Genomic DNA, 16454 nt, shown 5'->3' with positions numbered 1-16454 from the left:
GCGAAGTCCGCAGTTTGCAGCGCTTCCGAGGGGAATGCTTCTCCTTGACGCGCCGGGGGTTCTACGCTTTAAGTCTCGAACGTCCGGCCCTGATTCGGCGGCCCGGCCGGCCCGGGTAGGGACCATGCAGGGGTGAAAGTACTGGCATGAAGTCTTGTCTGATCGTCGACGACTCCAAGGTCATTCGCATGGTCGCGCGGAAGATCCTGACGGAGTTGCAGTTCACCACGGCCGAAGCCGAGGATGGCCAGCAGGCGCTCGACTCCTGCAAGGCCAACATGCCGGACGCCGTCCTGCTCGACTGGAACATGCCGGTCATGAACGGCATCGACTTCCTGCGGGCGCTGCGCCAGCTGCCCGGCGGTGACCACCCGGTGGTCGTTTTCTGCACCACGGAAAACGACATCGAGCACATCCAGGAAGCCATCGAAGCCGGCGCCAACGAATACATCATGAAGCCGTTCGACAGCGAGATCCTGCAGGCGAAGTTCGCGCAGGTCGGCCTGTTCGAGCAGGGTTGAGCCAGTTTCCTACCCGGGGGGTACTTCCATTGTCGTTGAGCCAGGGTGCCGGAGCAGCGCGGGCGTCGGGGTCGGGTTCCGATCCGTACCGCGTCATGGTCGTCGACGACTCGGCCGTCGTGCGCGGGCTGGAAACGCGAATCCTGGAAAGTGACCCCGCCATTTCCGTCATCGCGTCGGTCGGCAACGGTCAGGCCGCCGTGCAGGCGCTCGACCGCCACGACGTCGAGGTGATCGTCCTCGACATCGAGATGCCGGTCATGGACGGCATCACCGCCCTGCCGCACCTTCTGAAGAAGGCGCCGGGCGTGAAGATCGTCATGTCCTCGACGCTGACCGCCCGCAATGCCGAGATCAGCCTGAAGGCGCTGGAGGCCGGCGCCTCGGAATACGTGACCAAGCCGTCGTCGTCGCGCGAGCTGACCGGCGGCACCGACTTCAAGCAGGAACTGGTCGACAAGGTGAAGGCGCTGGGCGCCGCCGCCCGCCGCGCCGGCGGGGCGCCGCGCACGCTCGCCCGTCCGGCGCCGCTGACGCCGTCGCCGGCTGCGGCCGGTGCGGCCACCACGCCGAGCCGCGTGCCGTCGCTGCACCAGGCCGGCGCCCAGATCCAGCTGCGTCCCGCCGCCAACGACCGCCCGGACGTCATCGCCATCGGCTCCTCCACCGGCGGCCCGCAGGCGCTGTTCACGGTGCTCGGCGGCATCAAGAAGGCCGGCGGCATCACCCAGCCGATCCTCATCACCCAGCACATGCCCGCCACCTTCACCACCATCCTGGCCGAGCACATCGGCCGCATCGCCGGCCTGCAGGCGAAGGAAGCGGAGAACGGCGAGGTCATCCAGAACGGCCGCGTCTACATCGCGCCGGGCGACTGGCACATGCTGGTCGAGACCAAGGGCACCGACAAGGTGCTGCGCCTGACCCAGGACCCGCCGGAGAACTTCTGCCGGCCCGCCGTCGATCCCATGTTCCGCTCCATCGCCAAGGCCTACGGTCGCCGTGTGCTGGCGGCGGTGCTGACCGGCATGGGCTCGGACGGGGCGCGCGGCGGCAAGGTGATCGCCGACGCCGGCGGCACCGTCATCGCCCAGGACGAGGCGACCAGCGTGGTGTGGGGCATGCCGGGAGCGACCGCGCAGGCGGGCGTGTGCAGCGCCGTCCTGCCGCTGCCGGACGTCGCACCCTACATTCACAAGTTCGCCAACAGGCGGGTGTGACATGAAGCCGGAAGATTTCGATTACGTCGCGCAGATGCTGAAGACGCGGTCCGGCCTCGTCCTCACCAAGGACAAGTCGTACCTGCTGGAAAGCCGCCTCATGCCGGTGGCCCGCAAGCGCGGCTTCAAGGGCCTGGACGACCTGGTGGCGCAACTGCGCCGCCGTGACGAGGCGCTCGCCGCCGACGTCACCGAGGCGATGACCACCAACGAGTCGTTCTTCTTCCGCGACATGAAGCCGTTCGAGCAGTTCCGCGACGTGGTGCTGCCGAACCTCATCAAGACCCGCGCGGCGAAGAAGAGCTTCCGCATCTGGTGCGCCGCCGCCTCGTCGGGGCAGGAGCCGTACTCGCTCGCCATCATCCTGAAGGAGGCCTCGGCCCGCCTGCAGGGCTGGCGCACCGAGATCGTCGGCACCGACATCAGCCGCGAGATCCTGCAGAAGGCGCGCGCCGGCCTGTATTCCCAGTTCGAGGTGCAGCGAGGCCTGCCCATCCAGCTCATGGTCAAGTACTTCAAGAAGAAGGAAGACCAGTGGGAGATCGACCCGGCCCTGCGGGCGATGGTGCAGTACAAGGAATGGAACCTGCTGCAGGACCTGCGCGGGCTCGGGCAGTTCGACGTCATCTTCTGCCGCAACGTGCTGATCTACTTCGACCAGCCGACCAAGTCCATGGTGCTGGACAACATGTCCAAGCAGCTGGCCGACGACGGCGTGCTCTACCTGGGCGGCGCCGAGACGGTGCTCGGCATTTCCGACAAGTTCAAGCCCATCCCCGGCCAGCGCGGCGTCTATGCCGTGAACAAGCCGGGCGCGCCGGCCAACGGGGCATCCCTGGGCGTCGCCGCAGTCTGACCAGCGGGCGGCCCCAGTGCCGCCCCTTCCGCCGGCGGCCGGCGTTCCCTATCATGGGGGACCTTCGAGGCTTCAGCCGGACGCCGTCGCCGCCATGCCCGCCGCCGCACCGACACCCGATCCCGACCCGATCCTGACGCGCCTGGTGGCGCGCATCGTCGACGTGTTCGAGCCCGAAGCGGTGTGGCTGTTCGGCTCCCGCGCCCGCGGCGATGCGGCCCCCGACAGCGACTACGATTTCCTGGTGGTGGTGCCGGACGATCGCGACATCCAGCGGGCCTGGCGCGACACCGGCCGCGTGCAGCGCGAACCGGGGATCGGGGCCGACATCGTGCCGTGCCGCAAGGCCGTCCACGAGCGCCGCACCCGCGAGGTCGGCACGCTCAACCACGCGGTGGCCTCGGCCGGGCGTCGGGTCTATGGCCGCTGACGCCGCCCGCCGCTGGCTCGTCGTCGCCCGCGCCGACGCGCGCCTAGCGGAAAAAGCCCTCGCCGAGCCCGATCCGTTGCCGGCGGGTGCGGCCTATCACGTCCAGCAGGCGGCGGAGAAGGCCGTCAAGGCGGCGCTCGTCGCCCTCGGCCGAACGCCGCCGCGCACCCACGACATCGAAGCCTTGGGCGAGTTGCTCCCGGCGGATCACCCGTTGCGGGCAGAGTGCCTGGCGCTCGGGCATCTGAGCTACCTGAACCTCGCCTACCGCTATCCCGCCGCAGACGAATTGCCGGAGCCCGAAGCCGACGAGGTCGCGGCATGGCTCGAGGAGGTGGTGGCCCTGCTGGCGCGCCTGGAGGCGCTGCTCGGTCCCTGACGCACCATAAAAAAACGCCCGCCGCGTGGGGGAGGCGCGGCGGGCGTTGGGTGGGCGGCGCGGGCACCGCCCCTCGGGGATCACATCTGATCAGAAGGCAGTACGACGCTGTCGATCACGTGGATCACCCCGTTGTCGGTGGCGATGTCGGCGGTGGTCACCTTGGCGCCGTCGACCATGACCCCGTCGGCGGTCTTCTGCACCTTGATCTGCTTGCCGTTGACGGTCTCGACCATGGTCTCACCCATGGCGATGTCGCCGGACATGATCTTGCCGGGCACCACGTGGTAGGTGAGGATGCCGGTGAGCTGGTCCTTGCTCTCGGGCTTCAGCAGGGTGTCGAGCGTGCCGGCGGGCAGCGCGTCGAAGGCGGCGTCGGTGGGGGCGAAGACGGTGAACGGCCCGTCGCCCTTCAGAGTGTCGACCAGCCCCGCGGCTTTCACGGCGGCGACCAGGGTTTCGAAGTCGGGGTTGCCGGCGGCGGTGTCGACGATGTCGGCGGCCTTGGCGGGCAGCGCGGCGAAGAGGGCCAGCGGGGCGGCGAGGGCGGCCGCGCGCAGGGCGGAGCGAAGCGTCATGGTGGTCCTCGTTGATCCGGTTGTTGGGGGGGGAGACCGGGTACCCGTTTCTGTCCGTCGCGACGCAAGGCTTACGTGGGCGCCACGGTGACCGGATCACGCTCCGATAGAAAAAGGGCCGATCACGTTCCCGTGATCGGCCCTGGCTCCTGAACCCCGCCGTCGTCAGAGGCGGGCGCCGGTCTCTCCTGCGGGCGTAGCCTTGCCGGGCGCGGCCACCCCCGCCGCCGGCTCGCGCAGCACGTAGCCGCGGCCCCAGACCGTCTCGATGTAGTTTTCGCCGCCCGTCGCCTGCGTCAGCTTCTTGCGCAGCTTGCAGATGAAGACGTCGATGATCTTCAGTTCCGGCTCGTCGATGCCGCCGTAGAGGTGGTTGAGGAACTGTTCCTTGGTCAGCGTCGAGCCCTTGCGCAGGGCGAGCAGTTCCAGGATCCCGTATTCCTTGCCCGTCAGGTGCAGCGGCTCGGCGTCGACGGCGACGGTGCGGGCGTCGAGGTTGACCTCCAGCCGCCCGACCTTGACCACCGACTGGGCGTGGCCCTTGGCGCGCCGCACGATGGCCTGGCAGCGGGCCACCAGTTCGCCGGTGTCGAAGGGTTTGGTCAGGTAGTCGTCGGCGCCCGAGCCCAGGCCCTTGATCTTCTTCTCGGGTTCGGTCAGCCCGGAGAGGATGAGGACCGGCGTCTCGACCTGCGCCTGGCGCAGACGGCGGATCACCTCCAGCCCGTCCATGTCCGGCAGCATCAAGTCGAGAATGATGATGTCGTAGTCGTAGAGCTTGCCGATCTCGAGCCCGTCTTCGCCGAGGTCGGTAGAATCCACGACCCAGCTTTCCCGGCGCAGCATCAGCTCCACCGACTTCGCCGTATGAGGATCGTCTTCGACCAGCAGTACGCGCATGCGTCTTCGCCTACCTCGATGGGGGAAGTCTAATCTTCACGATAAAGCCCCCGGTCCCCGTGTGCAACTGGGTCTTTACCGCCTGTTAAGCGCGCCGCCCCATACTACCGGGCCCGCCATCCAGGACGAACGTCTTGCATGAAAACGCCGCCGGATAACCCCTCGGTTGCGCGGGCACCGCCTTTATTTACCGACGCGCGGGAGTGATAACAGGTGACCGTCCACCTCCGCAATATCCTGAACGAGATCGAAAGGCTACCCGACACCCGTATCTTTGGGAGAGTGGTGGCAGTTCAAGGCCTGCTCGTCGAAGTCGGCGGCATTCAGACCAGCGTGTCTGTCGGCGACCGCATCATCATTCACGCCCGCGACGGCCGCGACGTGCCGTGCGAGGTGGTGGGCTTCCGCGAAGGGCGGGCGCTGCTGCTGCCGTTCAGCAACCTGAGCGGCGTGGCACTGGGGGCGCGGGCGGAGATCCAGGACGGCGAGCCGTCGATCTACCCGACCGAGGCGTGGCGCGGCCGCGTCATCAACGCCATGGGCGAGCCGGTGGACGGCCTCGGCGCGCTGCCGAGCGGCGATGCGGCCTATCCCATCCGCAACACCCCGCCCTCGGCGCACGGGCGCCAGCGCGTCGGCGGCAAGCTGGACGTCGGCATCCGCGCCATCAACACCTTCCTCACCTGCTGCCTCGGCCAGCGCATGGGCATCTTCGCCGGCTCGGGCGTCGGCAAGAGCTCGGTGCTGTCCATGCTGGCGCGCTATTCGGGCGCCGACATCATCGTCTGCGGCCTGATCGGCGAGCGCGGCCGCGAGGCGCGCGAGTTCATCGAGGACGACCTGGGGCCGGAGGGCATGGCGCGCTCCGTCGTCGTGGTGGCGACGTCGGACGAAGCGCCGCTCATGCGCCGCCAGGCCGCCTACATGACGCTGGCCGTCGCCGAATACTTCCGCGACCAGGGCAAGAACGTGCTCTGCCTCATGGACTCGGTGACGCGCTTCGCCATGGCGCAGCGCGAGATCAGCCTGTCGGCGGGCGAGCCGCCGGCCTCCAAGGGCTACACGCCGACGGTCTTCGCCGAACTCCCCAAGCTGCTGGAGCGCGCCGGCCCCGGCGGCCCCGGCCAGGGCTCCATCACCGGCCTGTTCACGGTGCTGGTGGAAGGCGACGACCACAACGAGCCCATTTCCGACGCCGTGCGCGGCATCCTGGACGGCCACATCGTGCTGGAGCGCAGCATCGCCGAGCGCGGCCGCTATCCGGCCATCAACATCCTGCGCTCGGTGTCGCGTACCATGCCGGGGTGCAACAGCGACGAGGAGAACCAGATCGTCCGCGTCGCCCGCCGGCTCCTGTCTACCTACGAGGACATGGCGGAGCTCATCCGCCTCGGCGCCTATCGCAAGGGCACCAACCCGGAAGTGGACGAGGCGATCTTCTACTACCCATTGATCGAGCAGTTCCTCACCCAGGGCAAGCGCGAGCAGACGCCGCTGGCCGACGGCTACCGCATGCTGCTGGAGATCCTCAACACCGCGCCGCAGGACATGATGGGCGCGCCCGGGTCACAGGGGTAGCTGACCGGTCATGGCGAAAGGCCTGCACAGCGTCATCCGCCTGCACAAGTGGACGGTGGACGAAAAGCGCCGGGCGCTCGGGCAGCTGCAGTCGCAGGAGGAACAGATCCTGCGCATGCAGCGCGAGCTGCAGGAGGAACTGGCGCGCGAGCAGGCGCTGGCCCGCCAGGACGTCACCTTCGCCATGGCCTTCGGCCGCTACCTGCCGCGCTACGTCGCCCGCCGCGACGCCCTGGCCCGCGCGCTGGTGGACATCCGCCGCCGCATCGACAAGGCGCGCCAGGACCTGGCGGAGGCCTTTCTCGACCTCAAGACCTTCGAGATCACCCAGGCGAGCCGCGACCTGGCGGAAAAGCGCGAGCGCGACCGCAAGGAGCAGGAGCGCATGGACGAGATCGGCCTCACCCTGCACCGCCGCCGCGAGCAGCAGCGCAAGGACGGCGGGTTCTGAGGGCGGCCGGTCAGTCCGCCAGCGGCGCCAGACAGTCGCGCCGGCGGTCGGCGTCGTCGCGGTAGCGTTCGCCGCAGCCGGCCTGCAGCGCTTCGGTGAAGGCGTAGTCGCCGCCCTTGCAGGCGCGGCGCTTGTCCGGCTGGCGGCCGAACAGCAGGTCGCAGCCGGCGAGCAGACCGCCGCGCTGGGTGTCGTTCAGGCCGGCGAGGGAGTCCATGGCGGTCTGGCTGCCGGTGAAGACGCCGCGGGTACCGCTCAGGTCCACCGTCTGGCGCGGCTGCGACGGCACGCCGAAGCCCGATCCGGCGTTGAAGTTCTCGCCCGGCGGCGGCCGGCCTTGCGGGTCGTACAGCCGGCATCCGGCCAGCGCCAGCAGCACCGCCAGCACGGCCATGGTCTTGCTCACCCGCAGGGTCATCGCACGCTCCGCTTCTCGTGACGCACCGGGTTATAGCAGCCGGCGCGGCGGATGACACGCCGGGCGTGGTCCCTTCGTCAGCGCGACGGAATCACGCGGCGCGGGCCTTCGATGCCGCTCCAGTCCTGGGCGGGTGCGTTGGAGGCGCGGTCGGGGTCGTCGGGGGAGCCGCTCGGCTGCGGCACGCCGAGTTGAGGTTCGAAGTCGTACCCGGGCCGCACCGGCGCGTCGTAGGGCTGGCAGGCGGCGAGCAGGGGCAGGGCGGCGATGGCCGCCACGATGATGCGCAGGCGCATGGGTCTCTCCCTCCCGTCGGGATGGCGTCTGCCTTCCCGACGGGCGGAAGCGACCGGCGGATCGGATTACAGGTGGGCCAGCACGTTGTCGGCGCTGGAGACGTTGAACTGCCCCGCCTCTTCGACGAACAGGTGCTCCACCACGCCGTCGCGGGCGATGAGCGCGAAGCGCTGGCCGCGCGTGCCCATGTGGTTCTTGCTGGCGTCCAGCTCCAGCCCCAGGGCCTTGGTGAACTGGGCATTGCCATCGGCCAGCATGGTGACCTTGTCGAGGCACTCGTTCATGCGGCCCCAGGCGGTCATCACGAAGGCGTCGTTGACGGCGAGGCAGACCACCTCGTCGACGCCCTTGGCCTTCAGCTGGTCGTACTTCTCGATGAAGCCCGGCAGGTGCTTGGCCGAGCAGGTGGGCGTGAAGGCGCCCGGAACGCTGAACAGCACCACGGTGCGGCCGCCGAAGATGTCGCCGGTGTCGACGTCCTTGGGGCCGTCGTTGCTGGCCGCCTTGAGCGCCATGGCGGGAATCCGGTCGCCGACGGAAATGGTCATGGATGATCCTCCTGTGTGCAATGCCGCAAACAAACGCCGCACTCACATGGGAGGCCGCAAGGGCTCTGTCGAGGTTACCCCGCGGCCGGGGCGCCGGCGCGGGCCATGGCGTCCATCACCGCGCCCTCGGTCAGCAGCTCGGGCAGGGGGATGCCCTGCGGCGCGCCGGGGCCGTAGACGGCGTTGAAGGGGATGCCGTAGCGGCCGAAGCTCTCCAGGTAGCGGGAGATGGCGGCGTCGGGGTTGGTCCAGTCGGCCTGCATGGCGACCACGCCGGGCGCCTTCAGGGCCTCGGCGACGGCGCCGCGCTCGATGACGGCGGCCTTGTTGACCTTGCAGGTGACGCACCAGTCGGCGGTGACGTCGACGAAGACCACCTTGCCCTCGCTCACCAGCCGCGGGATGGCCGGCTGGTCGAAGGCGCTCCAGGCGGTCGGCACCACCGGCGCGGCGGGCGTCGCCGCCGCACCCCACCACGGCACGGTGAAGGCGACCGCCGCCAGCACGGCGACGGTGGCCCCGGCGAGCCCACCGCGCAGGGCCGGCAGCAGGGTCCTGGCGCCCAGCACGGCGACGGCGGCGACCATCAGCCCGGCGACCGCGAGCGCGGCGCGGGTGCCCACCTGGGCCGACAGCACCCACAGCAGCCACACGGCGGTGGCCGCCAGGGCGACGCCGAGCACGGCCTTGACCGTCAGCATCCAGCGGCCGGGGCGGGGCAGGGCGCGGGCGAGACCGGGGGCGGCGGCGACGGCCAGGTAGGGCAGGCTCATGCCGAGGCCGAGGGCGGCGAAGATGGCGACGATCTCCAGCGGGCCACGCGCCAGGGCGAAGCCGATGGCGGTGCCGAGGAAGGGGGCGGAGCAGGGCGTGGCGAGCAGCGTCGCGAACACGCCCGACCCGAAGTGGCCAGCCAAGCCGTGACCCTGCCCGTCGCCGCCGCGCGCCGCCGCGTCGCCGACGGCACCCGGCAGGCGGATATGGAACAGGCCCCACAGGTTGGCGGCGAACAGGCTCAGCAGCACGATCATGGCGACCAGGAACAGCGGCTGCTGGAACTGGATGCCCCAGCCGACGGCCGCGCCGGCGGTCTTCAGCGCCACGGCGCCGCCCGCCAGGACGAGGAAGGTGGCGACGATGCCCGCCGCGCTGGCGAGGAAGGCGAGCCGCACCGTGCGCCGCTCCGCCCCGCCCAGGTGGGCGACGCCCATGACCTTGAGGCTGAGCACCGGCAGCACGCAGGGCATGACGTTGAGGATCAGCCCGCCGAGCAGGGCGAGGCCCAGCATGCCGGCCAGCACCGCCGCGCCGCCGGCGGGCGCCGCCACCGGCTGCGGCGTGGCCGCGACCTGCATGCCGCGGTCGCCTTCGACGACGGTCAGGGTGACGGGCTCGGCGCCGGTCAGGCCGCCTTCGCGTACCGGCGCGCGGAGGATGGCGGTGCCGCCGCCGTCGCGCAGGGTGACCTCCGGCGCGCCGATGTTCAGCTCCGCCGGGCCTTCCACGAACAGGTCGGGGGCGGCGGCGAGCGGCGGGTCGGCGCGCACCACCACGCGCAGCATGGGCGTCTCGCCGCCGGTTTCCACCACCGCCTCGGCCAGGGCGAGGCCGTGACGGGCGCCGTCGCCGGGGATGCGGGCTTCCCAGCTTTCGATCAGGTGGGCGAACTGCGTCGGACCGGCGCCGCTGCCGGGCAGGCCGAGGCTCAGGTCGACGCGGCCGGGGACGCAGATCTCCGAGCAGATGAGGTAATCCACCGCCGCCTGCACCTGCAGCGGCTTGCCGGGCTCCTGCAGGCGCACGGTGACGGGGTAGACGACGTCGGCCTTGTAGCCGGCCGTCTCGATGCCGAGCACGCTGAAGCGGTGCGGCGCGGGGAACTGGATGGCCGTCTCGGCCACATTCTCCGAGCCCGTCCAGTCGATCTCCGGCGGATAGCCGGCGTCGCCGGCGTCGCGCCAGTAGACCTTCCAGTCGTCCTTGAGGCGGAACTGCAGGCCGAGCGTCACCGTCTCGTGCCCGGCCGTGGCGCCCTCGGCGGCCACCAGCCGCACGTCGGCCTCGGCGGTCTCGGCCCAGCCCGAGGAGCCGGGCTCCGCCCATTGCGCGCGGGCCGGCAGGGCGGCGGTCGCCAGGGCCAGCAGGGCGGCGAGCAGGGGCAGGACGGAACGGGGCAGGGCGAGCATCGCGGGCAACTCCGGCCGCGGCGACGGACGCGCGGCATGCGGTCTTCCAGGGACTGAGCCGACGCAGGATATGGCTTCCTCCCCCTGGCAGGGCAAGCCGATTCGGAAGGACGTGAGCCGTCTCACGCCGACGTGATACACTGGACCAAAGCGGCGCGCCCCTTGCCGCGGGCGCGGCTTCGGCATAAGTGTTCGGTATGACGACGACGCTTTCAACCTCGGGGTACCTGGTCGGCAAATGCCTGGTGGCGATGCCGGCTCTGGCGGACTCCAACTTTCACCGCACCGTGGTGTATGTCTGCGCGCATACCGCGGAAGGCGCCATGGGCCTCGTGGTCAACCGCACCATCGACCAGCTGTCCTTCGACGACATCCTGGAGCAGATGGGCATCACGCCGAGCGTCGACACCGACCAGATCCGCGTCCACTTCGGCGGCCCGGTGGAGGCAGCGCGCGGCTTCGTGCTGCACACGGCGGACTACCGCGACGAGGGCACGCTGCCGGTCGACAGCAACATCTCGCTGACGGCGACGGCCGAGGTGCTGAAGGACATCGCGAGCGGCCAGGGCCCGCGCCACAGCCTGATGGTGCTGGGCTATGCCGGTTGGGGTTCCGGCCAGCTGGACACGGAGCTGAAGGAAAACGCCTGGCTCATCTGCCAGCCGGACGAGGATCTGCTGTTCGGCGGCGACGTCGGCCAGAAATGGACGCTCGCCATGGCCCGCATGGGCATCGACATGAGCCGCTTGGTCGACACGCCGGGTCACGCCTGAGGGCAACCACAAACCCCATCTACGGCGCGACTGCGCCGCGCGCCTCCTGGCGCGAGAGCCAAGCGGGCCGCGAGGCCCGCGCCCGGCGCTTGAGGGACAAAAAGACTCTTCCCGGCGCCTGAGGGACAAACAAAAAAAGGGGGCGATCAACCGATCGCCCCCTTTTTTCTCAATACGCCCGCTCGATACAGAAATCGACGATGTCGCGCAGGGCCGTTTTCACCGGGGCGTCGGGGAAGGCGTCCAGCGCCCGCCGCGCCTGCTCGCCGTAGAAGCGGGCGCGCTCCAGCGTCTCGGTGAGGCTGCCGTGCTTCTGCATGAGGGCCATGGCGTGGGGCAGGTCGTCGGGTGTCTGCTCCAGGTCTTCCAGGCAGCGGCGCCAGAAGGTCTTTTCCTCGTCGGAGCCGCGCTGGAAGGCGAGGATCACCGGCAGGGTCAGCTTGCCCTCGCGGAAGTCGTCGCCGACGGTCTTGCCCAGCGCTTCCTGCTTGGCGGAATAGTCCAGGTAGTCGTCCACCAGCTGGAAGGCGATGCCGAGCGCCATGCCGTAGTCGCGCATGGCGCGTTCCTCGGCCTCGGGGCGGCCGGCGACCACGGCGCCGACCTCGCAGGCGGCGGCGAAGAGTTCCGCCGTCTTGCCCTTGATGACCTCGAGGTAGGCCGCTTCGTCGGTATCGGTGTCGTTGGTGGTGATGAGCTGCGCCACCTCGCCCTCGGCGATGACCGAGGAGGCGCGCGACAGGATCGCCAGCACCTTGAGGTTGCCGTCCTCCACCATCAGCTCGAAGGCGCGGGAGAACAGGAAGTCGCCCACCAGCACGCTCGCCTGGTTGCCCCACACGGCGTTGGCCGACTGGCGGCCGCGGCGCAGCTCGCTCTCGTCCACCACGTCGTCGTGCAGCAGGGTGGCGGTGTGGATGAATTCCACGCAGGTGGCGAGCTTGACGTGCCGGTCGCCCCGGTAGCCGCACAGCTTGGCGGCCGACAGGGTCAGCAGGGGGCGCAGGCGCTTGCCGCCGGCGGCGACGATGTGGCCGGCGAGCTGGGGGATCAGCGCCACCGGGCTCTGCATGCGCTCCACGATGGTGCGGTTGACGCCCTGCATGTCGCTGTCGACCAGCGCCACCAGGGCATCCAGCGCGGCGGCCTTCGGCTTCTGGTTCTCTTCCACGGTCGTTCCTATACAATAGGGTCCGCGCCGGTATGGCGCCTCGGCTGCGCCCGACCCTATGCGCGCCGGGAGAATAGAAGCGGCTTTCAGGGGCGGTCAAGCGATTGCGGCCGTTTTCCGGCCGGGATGCGGAGACGGCATGAAGGAAATCCTGCGGACCAACGACCCCGTTCTGCTGTCGGCCCTTCAGGCGGCCCTGGCGGAAGACGGGATCGCGGCCGTCGTGTTCGACGCCTATACCAGCATCGCCGAAGGATCGCTGGGCGTTCTGCCGCGCCGCGTGATGGTCGCCGACGACGATGCCGACCGCGCCGCCTGGCTCCTGCGCACGCTGCAAGCGGCGGCGGAGAGCGGATCGTGAGCCCAGGCCTCGCCGACGGCGTGACGGAAGACCGTCTGCTCGGCGGCCGCGTGCGCCTGCTGCAGGAGCGGGAGGGCTATCGCGCCGCCGTCGACCCCGTGCTGCTGGCCGCCGCCTGCCCCATGCGGCCGGGGCAGAGCGTGCTCGACGTCGGCATCGGGCCGGGCGCGGCGCTGCTGGCGCTGGCCGCCCGGCTGGAGCGCCGCGGCGACTGGCGCGGGCTGGAGTGGCGCCCCGCCGCTGCCGACCTCGCCCGCCGCAACATGGCCCTGAACGAGCTGCCGGCGGCGGTGGCGGTGGGCGACGCCAAGCGGCCGCCCTTCACCCTCGATTCGCTCGACCACGTCATCACAAACCCGCCCTTCTCCGCCGGCGGCACCCTGCCCGAGAACGAGGGCCGCGCCACCGCCCACGCCGAGGGCGCGACGGACCTCGCCGACTGGATCAAGGGCTGCCTGTCGGTGCTGCGCCCGCGCGGCTGGCTGACGTTGATCCACCGCGCCGACCGCCTGGACGACGTGCTCGCCGCCCTGCACCGCCAGTGCGGGGCGGTGGGCATCATTCCCCTGTGGCCGCGCGCCGGCGAGGCCGCCCGCCGGGTGATCGTGCGCGCCCGCAAGGGGGTGAAGAGCCCGGCGGTGCTCTACCCGGGGCTCGTGCTGCACGGCACCGGCCCCGCCAAGTACACGGCGGAGGCCGAGGCGATCCTGCGCGACGCCGCCCCGTTGTTCCCCGATGCGCCGGGCGGTGCCCGGTCGTGACGCTTTACATGGATGTGCCGAAACGATGCTGACGAAAGTTCTGTTCACCGTTGCCGCCGTGGTGATCGTGTGGTGGCTGTTCAAGGCGTTCCAGCGCCACCAGGCCGGCGGTGTCCCCCGCCAGCGCCCCCACGAACGCGCCGCCGAAGCCGCCCGCGCCGCCGTTCGCGCCCGCATGACGGAGCGGGGCGAGACGGCCGACGGCGGCCAGGGCGGCAAGGTCGAAGACCTGGAGCAGTGCCCCGCGTGCGGGACGTGGAAGCCGGCGGGGGAGAAGTGCGGGTGCGGGCGGGGGTAGTTGTCTGCGCTGCGCGACTACTTCATATTATGTCTCGTGGAACGGGCGCACGTGGAGGTTGATGGGCGATCATGGCAGAGGCGCTGGTCACGCCTGAGGTGCTCACCTGGGCGCGCGAGCGGGCAGGCCTGAGCACTGCTGCCTTGGCCGAGCGCCTCGGCGTGGAAGAAGGCCGTGTCATCGCGTGGGAGACCGCGGCGGAACGACCCACTTTCGGGCAGGCCGAGCAGTTGGCGCGGACGACCCATGTGCCCTTCGGCGCCTTCTTTCTTCCCTCCCCACCCGACGACGACCTACCGCTTCCGGACCTGCGGGCGGGCGGCGCCCATCGGTCTCCGGCCCTCGATGCCGCCTTCAAGGATGCCCTGGGCGACGTCTTCTACAAGTTCGACTGGTATCGCGAGTACCGGCGGCAGGAAGGGGCGGACCCACTGCCCTTCGTCGGGCGCTATTCCACCCGCACCGAGGCGGCGGTGGTGGCGGAAGACATGGCGCGGGTTCTCGGCCTCACACCCGAGGTCAGGGCCGCCAGCCGGGGCGCCGAGGAGTTTCTGCGGCGCCTGATCGGTCTGGCCGAAGGGGCGGGTATCTGGGTGCTGCGCAACGGCGTCGTCGGCGGCAATACCCACCGGCCGCTCGACGTCGGCGTCTTCCGCGGCTTCGCCATCGCCGATCCAGTACTGCCGACGATCTTCCTGAACGGCCGAGATGCCTACGCCGGCCAGATCTTCACGTTGGCGCACGAGCTTGCGCACCTGTGGATCGGCCAGAGCGGCATTTCCGACCCGCTGGCCGTCCCGTCCGGGCGTGCCGGAGCGGCTCGGGTGGAGGCGTGCTGCAACCGTGTCGCCGCCGATCTTCTGGCGCCGCGGCAGGACGTGCAGGCTCTGTGGGTCGCTGACCTGTCTCTCGACCGCAATGCCGAGATCCTTGCACGGCACTTCCGGGTCAGTGCCATGGTGATCGGCATCCGGGCGCGCGACATGGGCTTGGTCGACCGCGACACCTTCGAGCGGTTCCGTGATGCCGAGCTACAGCGGTGGCGCCGGCTCCGCGAGTCCGCAGAGGGCGGTGGCGGCGACTATTACGTCACGGCGCGCTCCCGCAACGGCGGCCGGTTCATGCGCGCCGTCGTGGCGCAGGCCATGTCCGGGCACCTTCTGCTGCGGGATGCGGCATCTCTGCTCAACATGACGCCGAAGACGCTGCGGGTGGCCCATGCCCGCATGGGTGAGGGGCGCCTGTGACCTACCTGCTCGACGCCAACGTCTTCATCGAAGCGAAGAACCGCTACTACGCCTTCGACATCTGTCCGGGGTTCTGGACATGGCTCGACGCGGCCGGGGCCTCCGGCATGGTCGCCACGATCGCCCCTGTCAGGGACGAGCTGATCGCAGGTCGGGACGAGCTGGCCGACTGGATGCGCGCCCGCCGCGACGCTGCATGGGTCGCCGATGTGCGTGACCACGACACGCAGCGGTGTTTCCGGGAGGTGGCGGCGGCGGTCCAGGCGGGGCCCTGGAGCAGTCAGGGCAAGGCGCACTTCCTCTCCGGCGCCGATCCGTGGCTGGTGGCGAAGGCCATGGCCATGGATGCGACGGTGGTCACGCACGAAACCTTCAGCGCCGAGGCGCGCAGGCGGGTGCCGCTACCCAACCTCTGTGCCGAGTTCGGGCGGCCGTTCGTGAACACGTTCGACGTGCTCCGCCGGCTGGAGCGCAGCTTCGTCCTCGCGGCCTGACCGGGCGTTTGTCCCCACCCCCCGCTTGATTCCCACCCCCGCGCCCGGTAGCTTCTAGCCTCCTTTCAGACCCAGGCTTCGAAGAGACCGAGTCCATGGCCGTTTCCGGCGCGTCCAGCCGCAGTTTTCAACAGCTCATCCTGACGCTCCAGCAGTTCTGGGCGGACAAGGGGTGCGTCATCCTCCAGCCCTACGACATGGAGGTCGGCGCCGGTACGTTCCATCCGGCCACCACCCTGCGGGCGCTCGGCCCCGAGGGGTGGAACGCCGCCTACGTGCAGCCCTCGCGCCGGCCGACCGACGGCCGCTATGGCGAGAACCCCAACCGGCTGCAGCACTACTACCAGTTCCAGGTCATCATGAAGCCGTCACCGGCCGACGCGCAGGCGCTCTATCTGGAGTCCCTGCGCGCGCTCGGCATCGACCCCGACAAGCACGACATCCGCTTCGTCGAGGACGACTGGGAAAGCCCGACGCTCGGCGCCTGGGGACTCGGGTGGGAAGTGTGGTGCGACGGCATGGAGGTGACGCAGTTCACCTATTTCCAGCAGGTCGGCGGCATCGAATGCGACCCGGTGGCAGTGGAACTCACCTACGGCCTGGAACGCCTCGCCATGTACATCCAGGGCGTGGAGAACGTCTACGACCTGGACTTCAACGGGCGCGGCGTGAAATACGGCGACGTCTTCCATCAGGCGGAAGTGGAATATTCCGCCCACAACTTCGAGCACGCCGATACCGACATGCTGTTCAAGCACTTCACCGACGCCGAGACGGAGTGCAAGAGCCTGCTCGCCGCCGGCCTCGCCCTGCCGGCCTACGACCAGTGCATCAAGGCCTCGCACCGTTTCAACCTGCTGGACGCCCGCGGCGTGATCTCGGTCACCGAGCGTGCCGCCTACATCGGCCGGGTGCGCGCGCTCGCCAAGGCCTGCTGCGAGGGCTGGCTCAAGTCCCGCGGCCACGCCGTGGCGGAGGGCTGAGGAC

Annotated in this window: 21 protein-coding genes; 14 read left to right on the top strand and 7 right to left on the bottom strand. The window is 70.0% G+C overall.

The genetic code is table 11. From position 1 onward, the window contains the following. Positions 1-146 precede the first annotated feature (146 nt). The 5 genes from CRP50_RS12485 to CRP50_RS12465 all read left to right on the top strand — a co-directional run bounded on the left by CRP50_RS12485 (position 147) and on the right by CRP50_RS12465 (position 3406). Positions 147-521, top strand: a complete 375-nt coding sequence (locus CRP50_RS12485; RefSeq protein WP_097279503.1) for a response regulator — start codon at positions 147-149, stop codon at positions 519-521. Positions 522-616: 95 nt separating this feature from the next. Beyond that, the gene (locus tag CRP50_RS12480; RefSeq protein ID WP_097279502.1) at positions 617-1741 is read left to right on the top strand and encodes a protein-glutamate methylesterase/protein-glutamine glutaminase; all 1125 of its coding nucleotides are present in this window, start codon (positions 617-619) and stop codon (positions 1739-1741) included. A 1-nt stretch (position 1742) separates the two neighbouring features. Beyond that, on the top strand, positions 1743-2597 hold the full coding sequence (locus CRP50_RS12475; protein ID WP_097279501.1) for a CheR family methyltransferase: 855 nt from the start codon (positions 1743-1745) through the stop codon (positions 2595-2597). 94 nt (positions 2598-2691) lie between these two features. Beyond that, the gene (locus tag CRP50_RS12470; protein ID WP_097279500.1) at positions 2692-3027 is read left to right on the top strand and encodes a nucleotidyltransferase domain-containing protein; all 336 of its coding nucleotides are present in this window, start codon (positions 2692-2694) and stop codon (positions 3025-3027) included. Next, on the top strand, positions 3017-3406 hold the full coding sequence (locus CRP50_RS12465) for a HEPN domain-containing protein (RefSeq protein WP_097279499.1): 390 nt from the start codon (positions 3017-3019) through the stop codon (positions 3404-3406). Before CRP50_RS12470 ends, CRP50_RS12465 begins: the two co-directional genes overlap by 11 nt. An 80-nt stretch (positions 3407-3486) precedes the next feature. Here CRP50_RS12465 and CRP50_RS12460 read toward each other — a convergent pair whose 3' ends face one another. After that, positions 3487-3984 (bottom strand): fasciclin domain-containing protein, encoded by a 498-nt coding sequence (locus CRP50_RS12460; RefSeq protein WP_097279498.1) that lies wholly within the window; start codon positions 3982-3984, stop codon positions 3487-3489. Between the two features lie 165 nt (positions 3985-4149). Continuing rightward, a complete protein-coding gene (gene ctrA / locus CRP50_RS12455; protein ID WP_097279497.1) occupies positions 4150-4884 on the bottom strand; it encodes a response regulator transcription factor CtrA in 735 nt (244 codons plus the stop codon). Positions 4885-5097: 213 nt separating this feature from the next. On the opposite strand from ctrA, the gene fliI reads away from it, so the two are divergent. Both fliI and CRP50_RS12445 read left to right on the top strand, forming a co-directional pair. Further along, the gene (fliI, locus tag CRP50_RS12450; RefSeq protein WP_097279496.1) at positions 5098-6462 is read left to right on the top strand and encodes a flagellar protein export ATPase FliI; all 1365 of its coding nucleotides are present in this window, start codon (positions 5098-5100) and stop codon (positions 6460-6462) included. A 10-nt stretch (positions 6463-6472) separates the two neighbouring features. Then, positions 6473-6913 (top strand): flagellar FliJ family protein, encoded by a 441-nt coding sequence (locus CRP50_RS12445; protein WP_097279495.1) that lies wholly within the window; start codon positions 6473-6475, stop codon positions 6911-6913. A 10-nt stretch (positions 6914-6923) separates the two neighbouring features. Here CRP50_RS12445 and CRP50_RS12440 read toward each other — a convergent pair whose 3' ends face one another. The 4 genes from CRP50_RS12440 to CRP50_RS12425 form a co-directional block, all read right to left on the bottom strand. Continuing rightward, positions 6924-7331: a hypothetical protein gene (locus CRP50_RS12440; RefSeq protein WP_097279494.1), complete on the bottom strand. Its 408-nt coding sequence runs from the start codon at positions 7329-7331 to the stop codon at positions 6924-6926. Between the two features lie 77 nt (positions 7332-7408). Then, positions 7409-7627 carry a hypothetical protein gene (locus CRP50_RS12435; protein WP_097279493.1) on the bottom strand — a complete coding sequence of 73 codons (219 nt, stop codon included), beginning with the start codon at positions 7625-7627 and terminating at the stop codon, positions 7409-7411. Between the two features lie 66 nt (positions 7628-7693). After that, a complete protein-coding gene (locus tag CRP50_RS12430) occupies positions 7694-8176 on the bottom strand; it encodes a peroxiredoxin (RefSeq protein ID WP_097279492.1) in 483 nt (160 codons plus the stop codon). Between the two features lie 74 nt (positions 8177-8250). Then, positions 8251-10362: a protein-disulfide reductase DsbD family protein gene (locus tag CRP50_RS12425; RefSeq protein ID WP_097279491.1), complete on the bottom strand. Its 2112-nt coding sequence runs from the start codon at positions 10360-10362 to the stop codon at positions 8251-8253. A 197-nt stretch (positions 10363-10559) separates the two neighbouring features. Here CRP50_RS12425 and CRP50_RS12420 point away from each other — a divergent pair, with 197 nt between their 5' ends. Further along, positions 10560-11135 (top strand): YqgE/AlgH family protein, encoded by a 576-nt coding sequence (locus tag CRP50_RS12420; RefSeq protein ID WP_097279490.1) that lies wholly within the window; start codon positions 10560-10562, stop codon positions 11133-11135. Between the two features lie 169 nt (positions 11136-11304). On the opposite strand, the gene CRP50_RS12415 is transcribed toward CRP50_RS12420, so the two are convergent. Beyond that, entirely contained in the window at positions 11305-12306 is a 1002-nt protein-coding gene (locus tag CRP50_RS12415) for a polyprenyl synthetase family protein (protein ID WP_097279489.1), read from the bottom strand. 139 nt (positions 12307-12445) lie between these two features. On the opposite strand from CRP50_RS12415, the gene CRP50_RS12410 reads away from it, so the two are divergent. The 6 genes from CRP50_RS12410 to CRP50_RS12385 all read left to right on the top strand — a co-directional run bounded on the left by CRP50_RS12410 (position 12446) and on the right by CRP50_RS12385 (position 16450). Beyond that, a complete protein-coding gene (locus CRP50_RS12410) occupies positions 12446-12667 on the top strand; it encodes a DUF2007 domain-containing protein (protein WP_097279488.1) in 222 nt (73 codons plus the stop codon). Further along, positions 12664-13428 (top strand): tRNA1(Val) (adenine(37)-N6)-methyltransferase, encoded by a 765-nt coding sequence (locus tag CRP50_RS12405; RefSeq protein WP_097279487.1) that lies wholly within the window; start codon positions 12664-12666, stop codon positions 13426-13428. The genes CRP50_RS12410 and CRP50_RS12405 overlap by 4 nt, the downstream gene beginning before the upstream one ends. Positions 13429-13453: 25 nt before the next feature. Then, a complete protein-coding gene (locus CRP50_RS12400; RefSeq protein WP_097279486.1) occupies positions 13454-13726 on the top strand; it encodes a hypothetical protein in 273 nt (90 codons plus the stop codon). Positions 13727-13797: 71 nt separating this feature from the next. Beyond that, entirely contained in the window at positions 13798-14973 is a 1176-nt protein-coding gene (locus CRP50_RS12395; protein WP_097279485.1) for an XRE family transcriptional regulator, read from the top strand. After that, positions 14970-15467, top strand: a complete 498-nt coding sequence (locus tag CRP50_RS12390; protein WP_097279484.1) for a DUF4411 family protein — start codon at positions 14970-14972, stop codon at positions 15465-15467. The genes CRP50_RS12395 and CRP50_RS12390 overlap by 4 nt, the downstream gene beginning before the upstream one ends. Positions 15468-15562: 95 nt before the next feature. Continuing rightward, positions 15563-16450, top strand: a complete 888-nt coding sequence (locus CRP50_RS12385; protein ID WP_097279483.1) for a glycine--tRNA ligase subunit alpha — start codon at positions 15563-15565, stop codon at positions 16448-16450. The last annotated feature ends 4 nt before the right edge of the window (positions 16451-16454 follow it).

Origin of the sequence: Caenispirillum bisanense (assembly GCF_900230255.1) — a bacterium.
GTDB lineage: Bacteria > Pseudomonadota > Alphaproteobacteria > Rhodospirillales > Rhodospirillaceae > Caenispirillum > Caenispirillum bisanense_A.
Note: the sequence above shows the minus strand (reverse complement) of the source record. Positions and strands in the feature narration are given on the sequence as shown.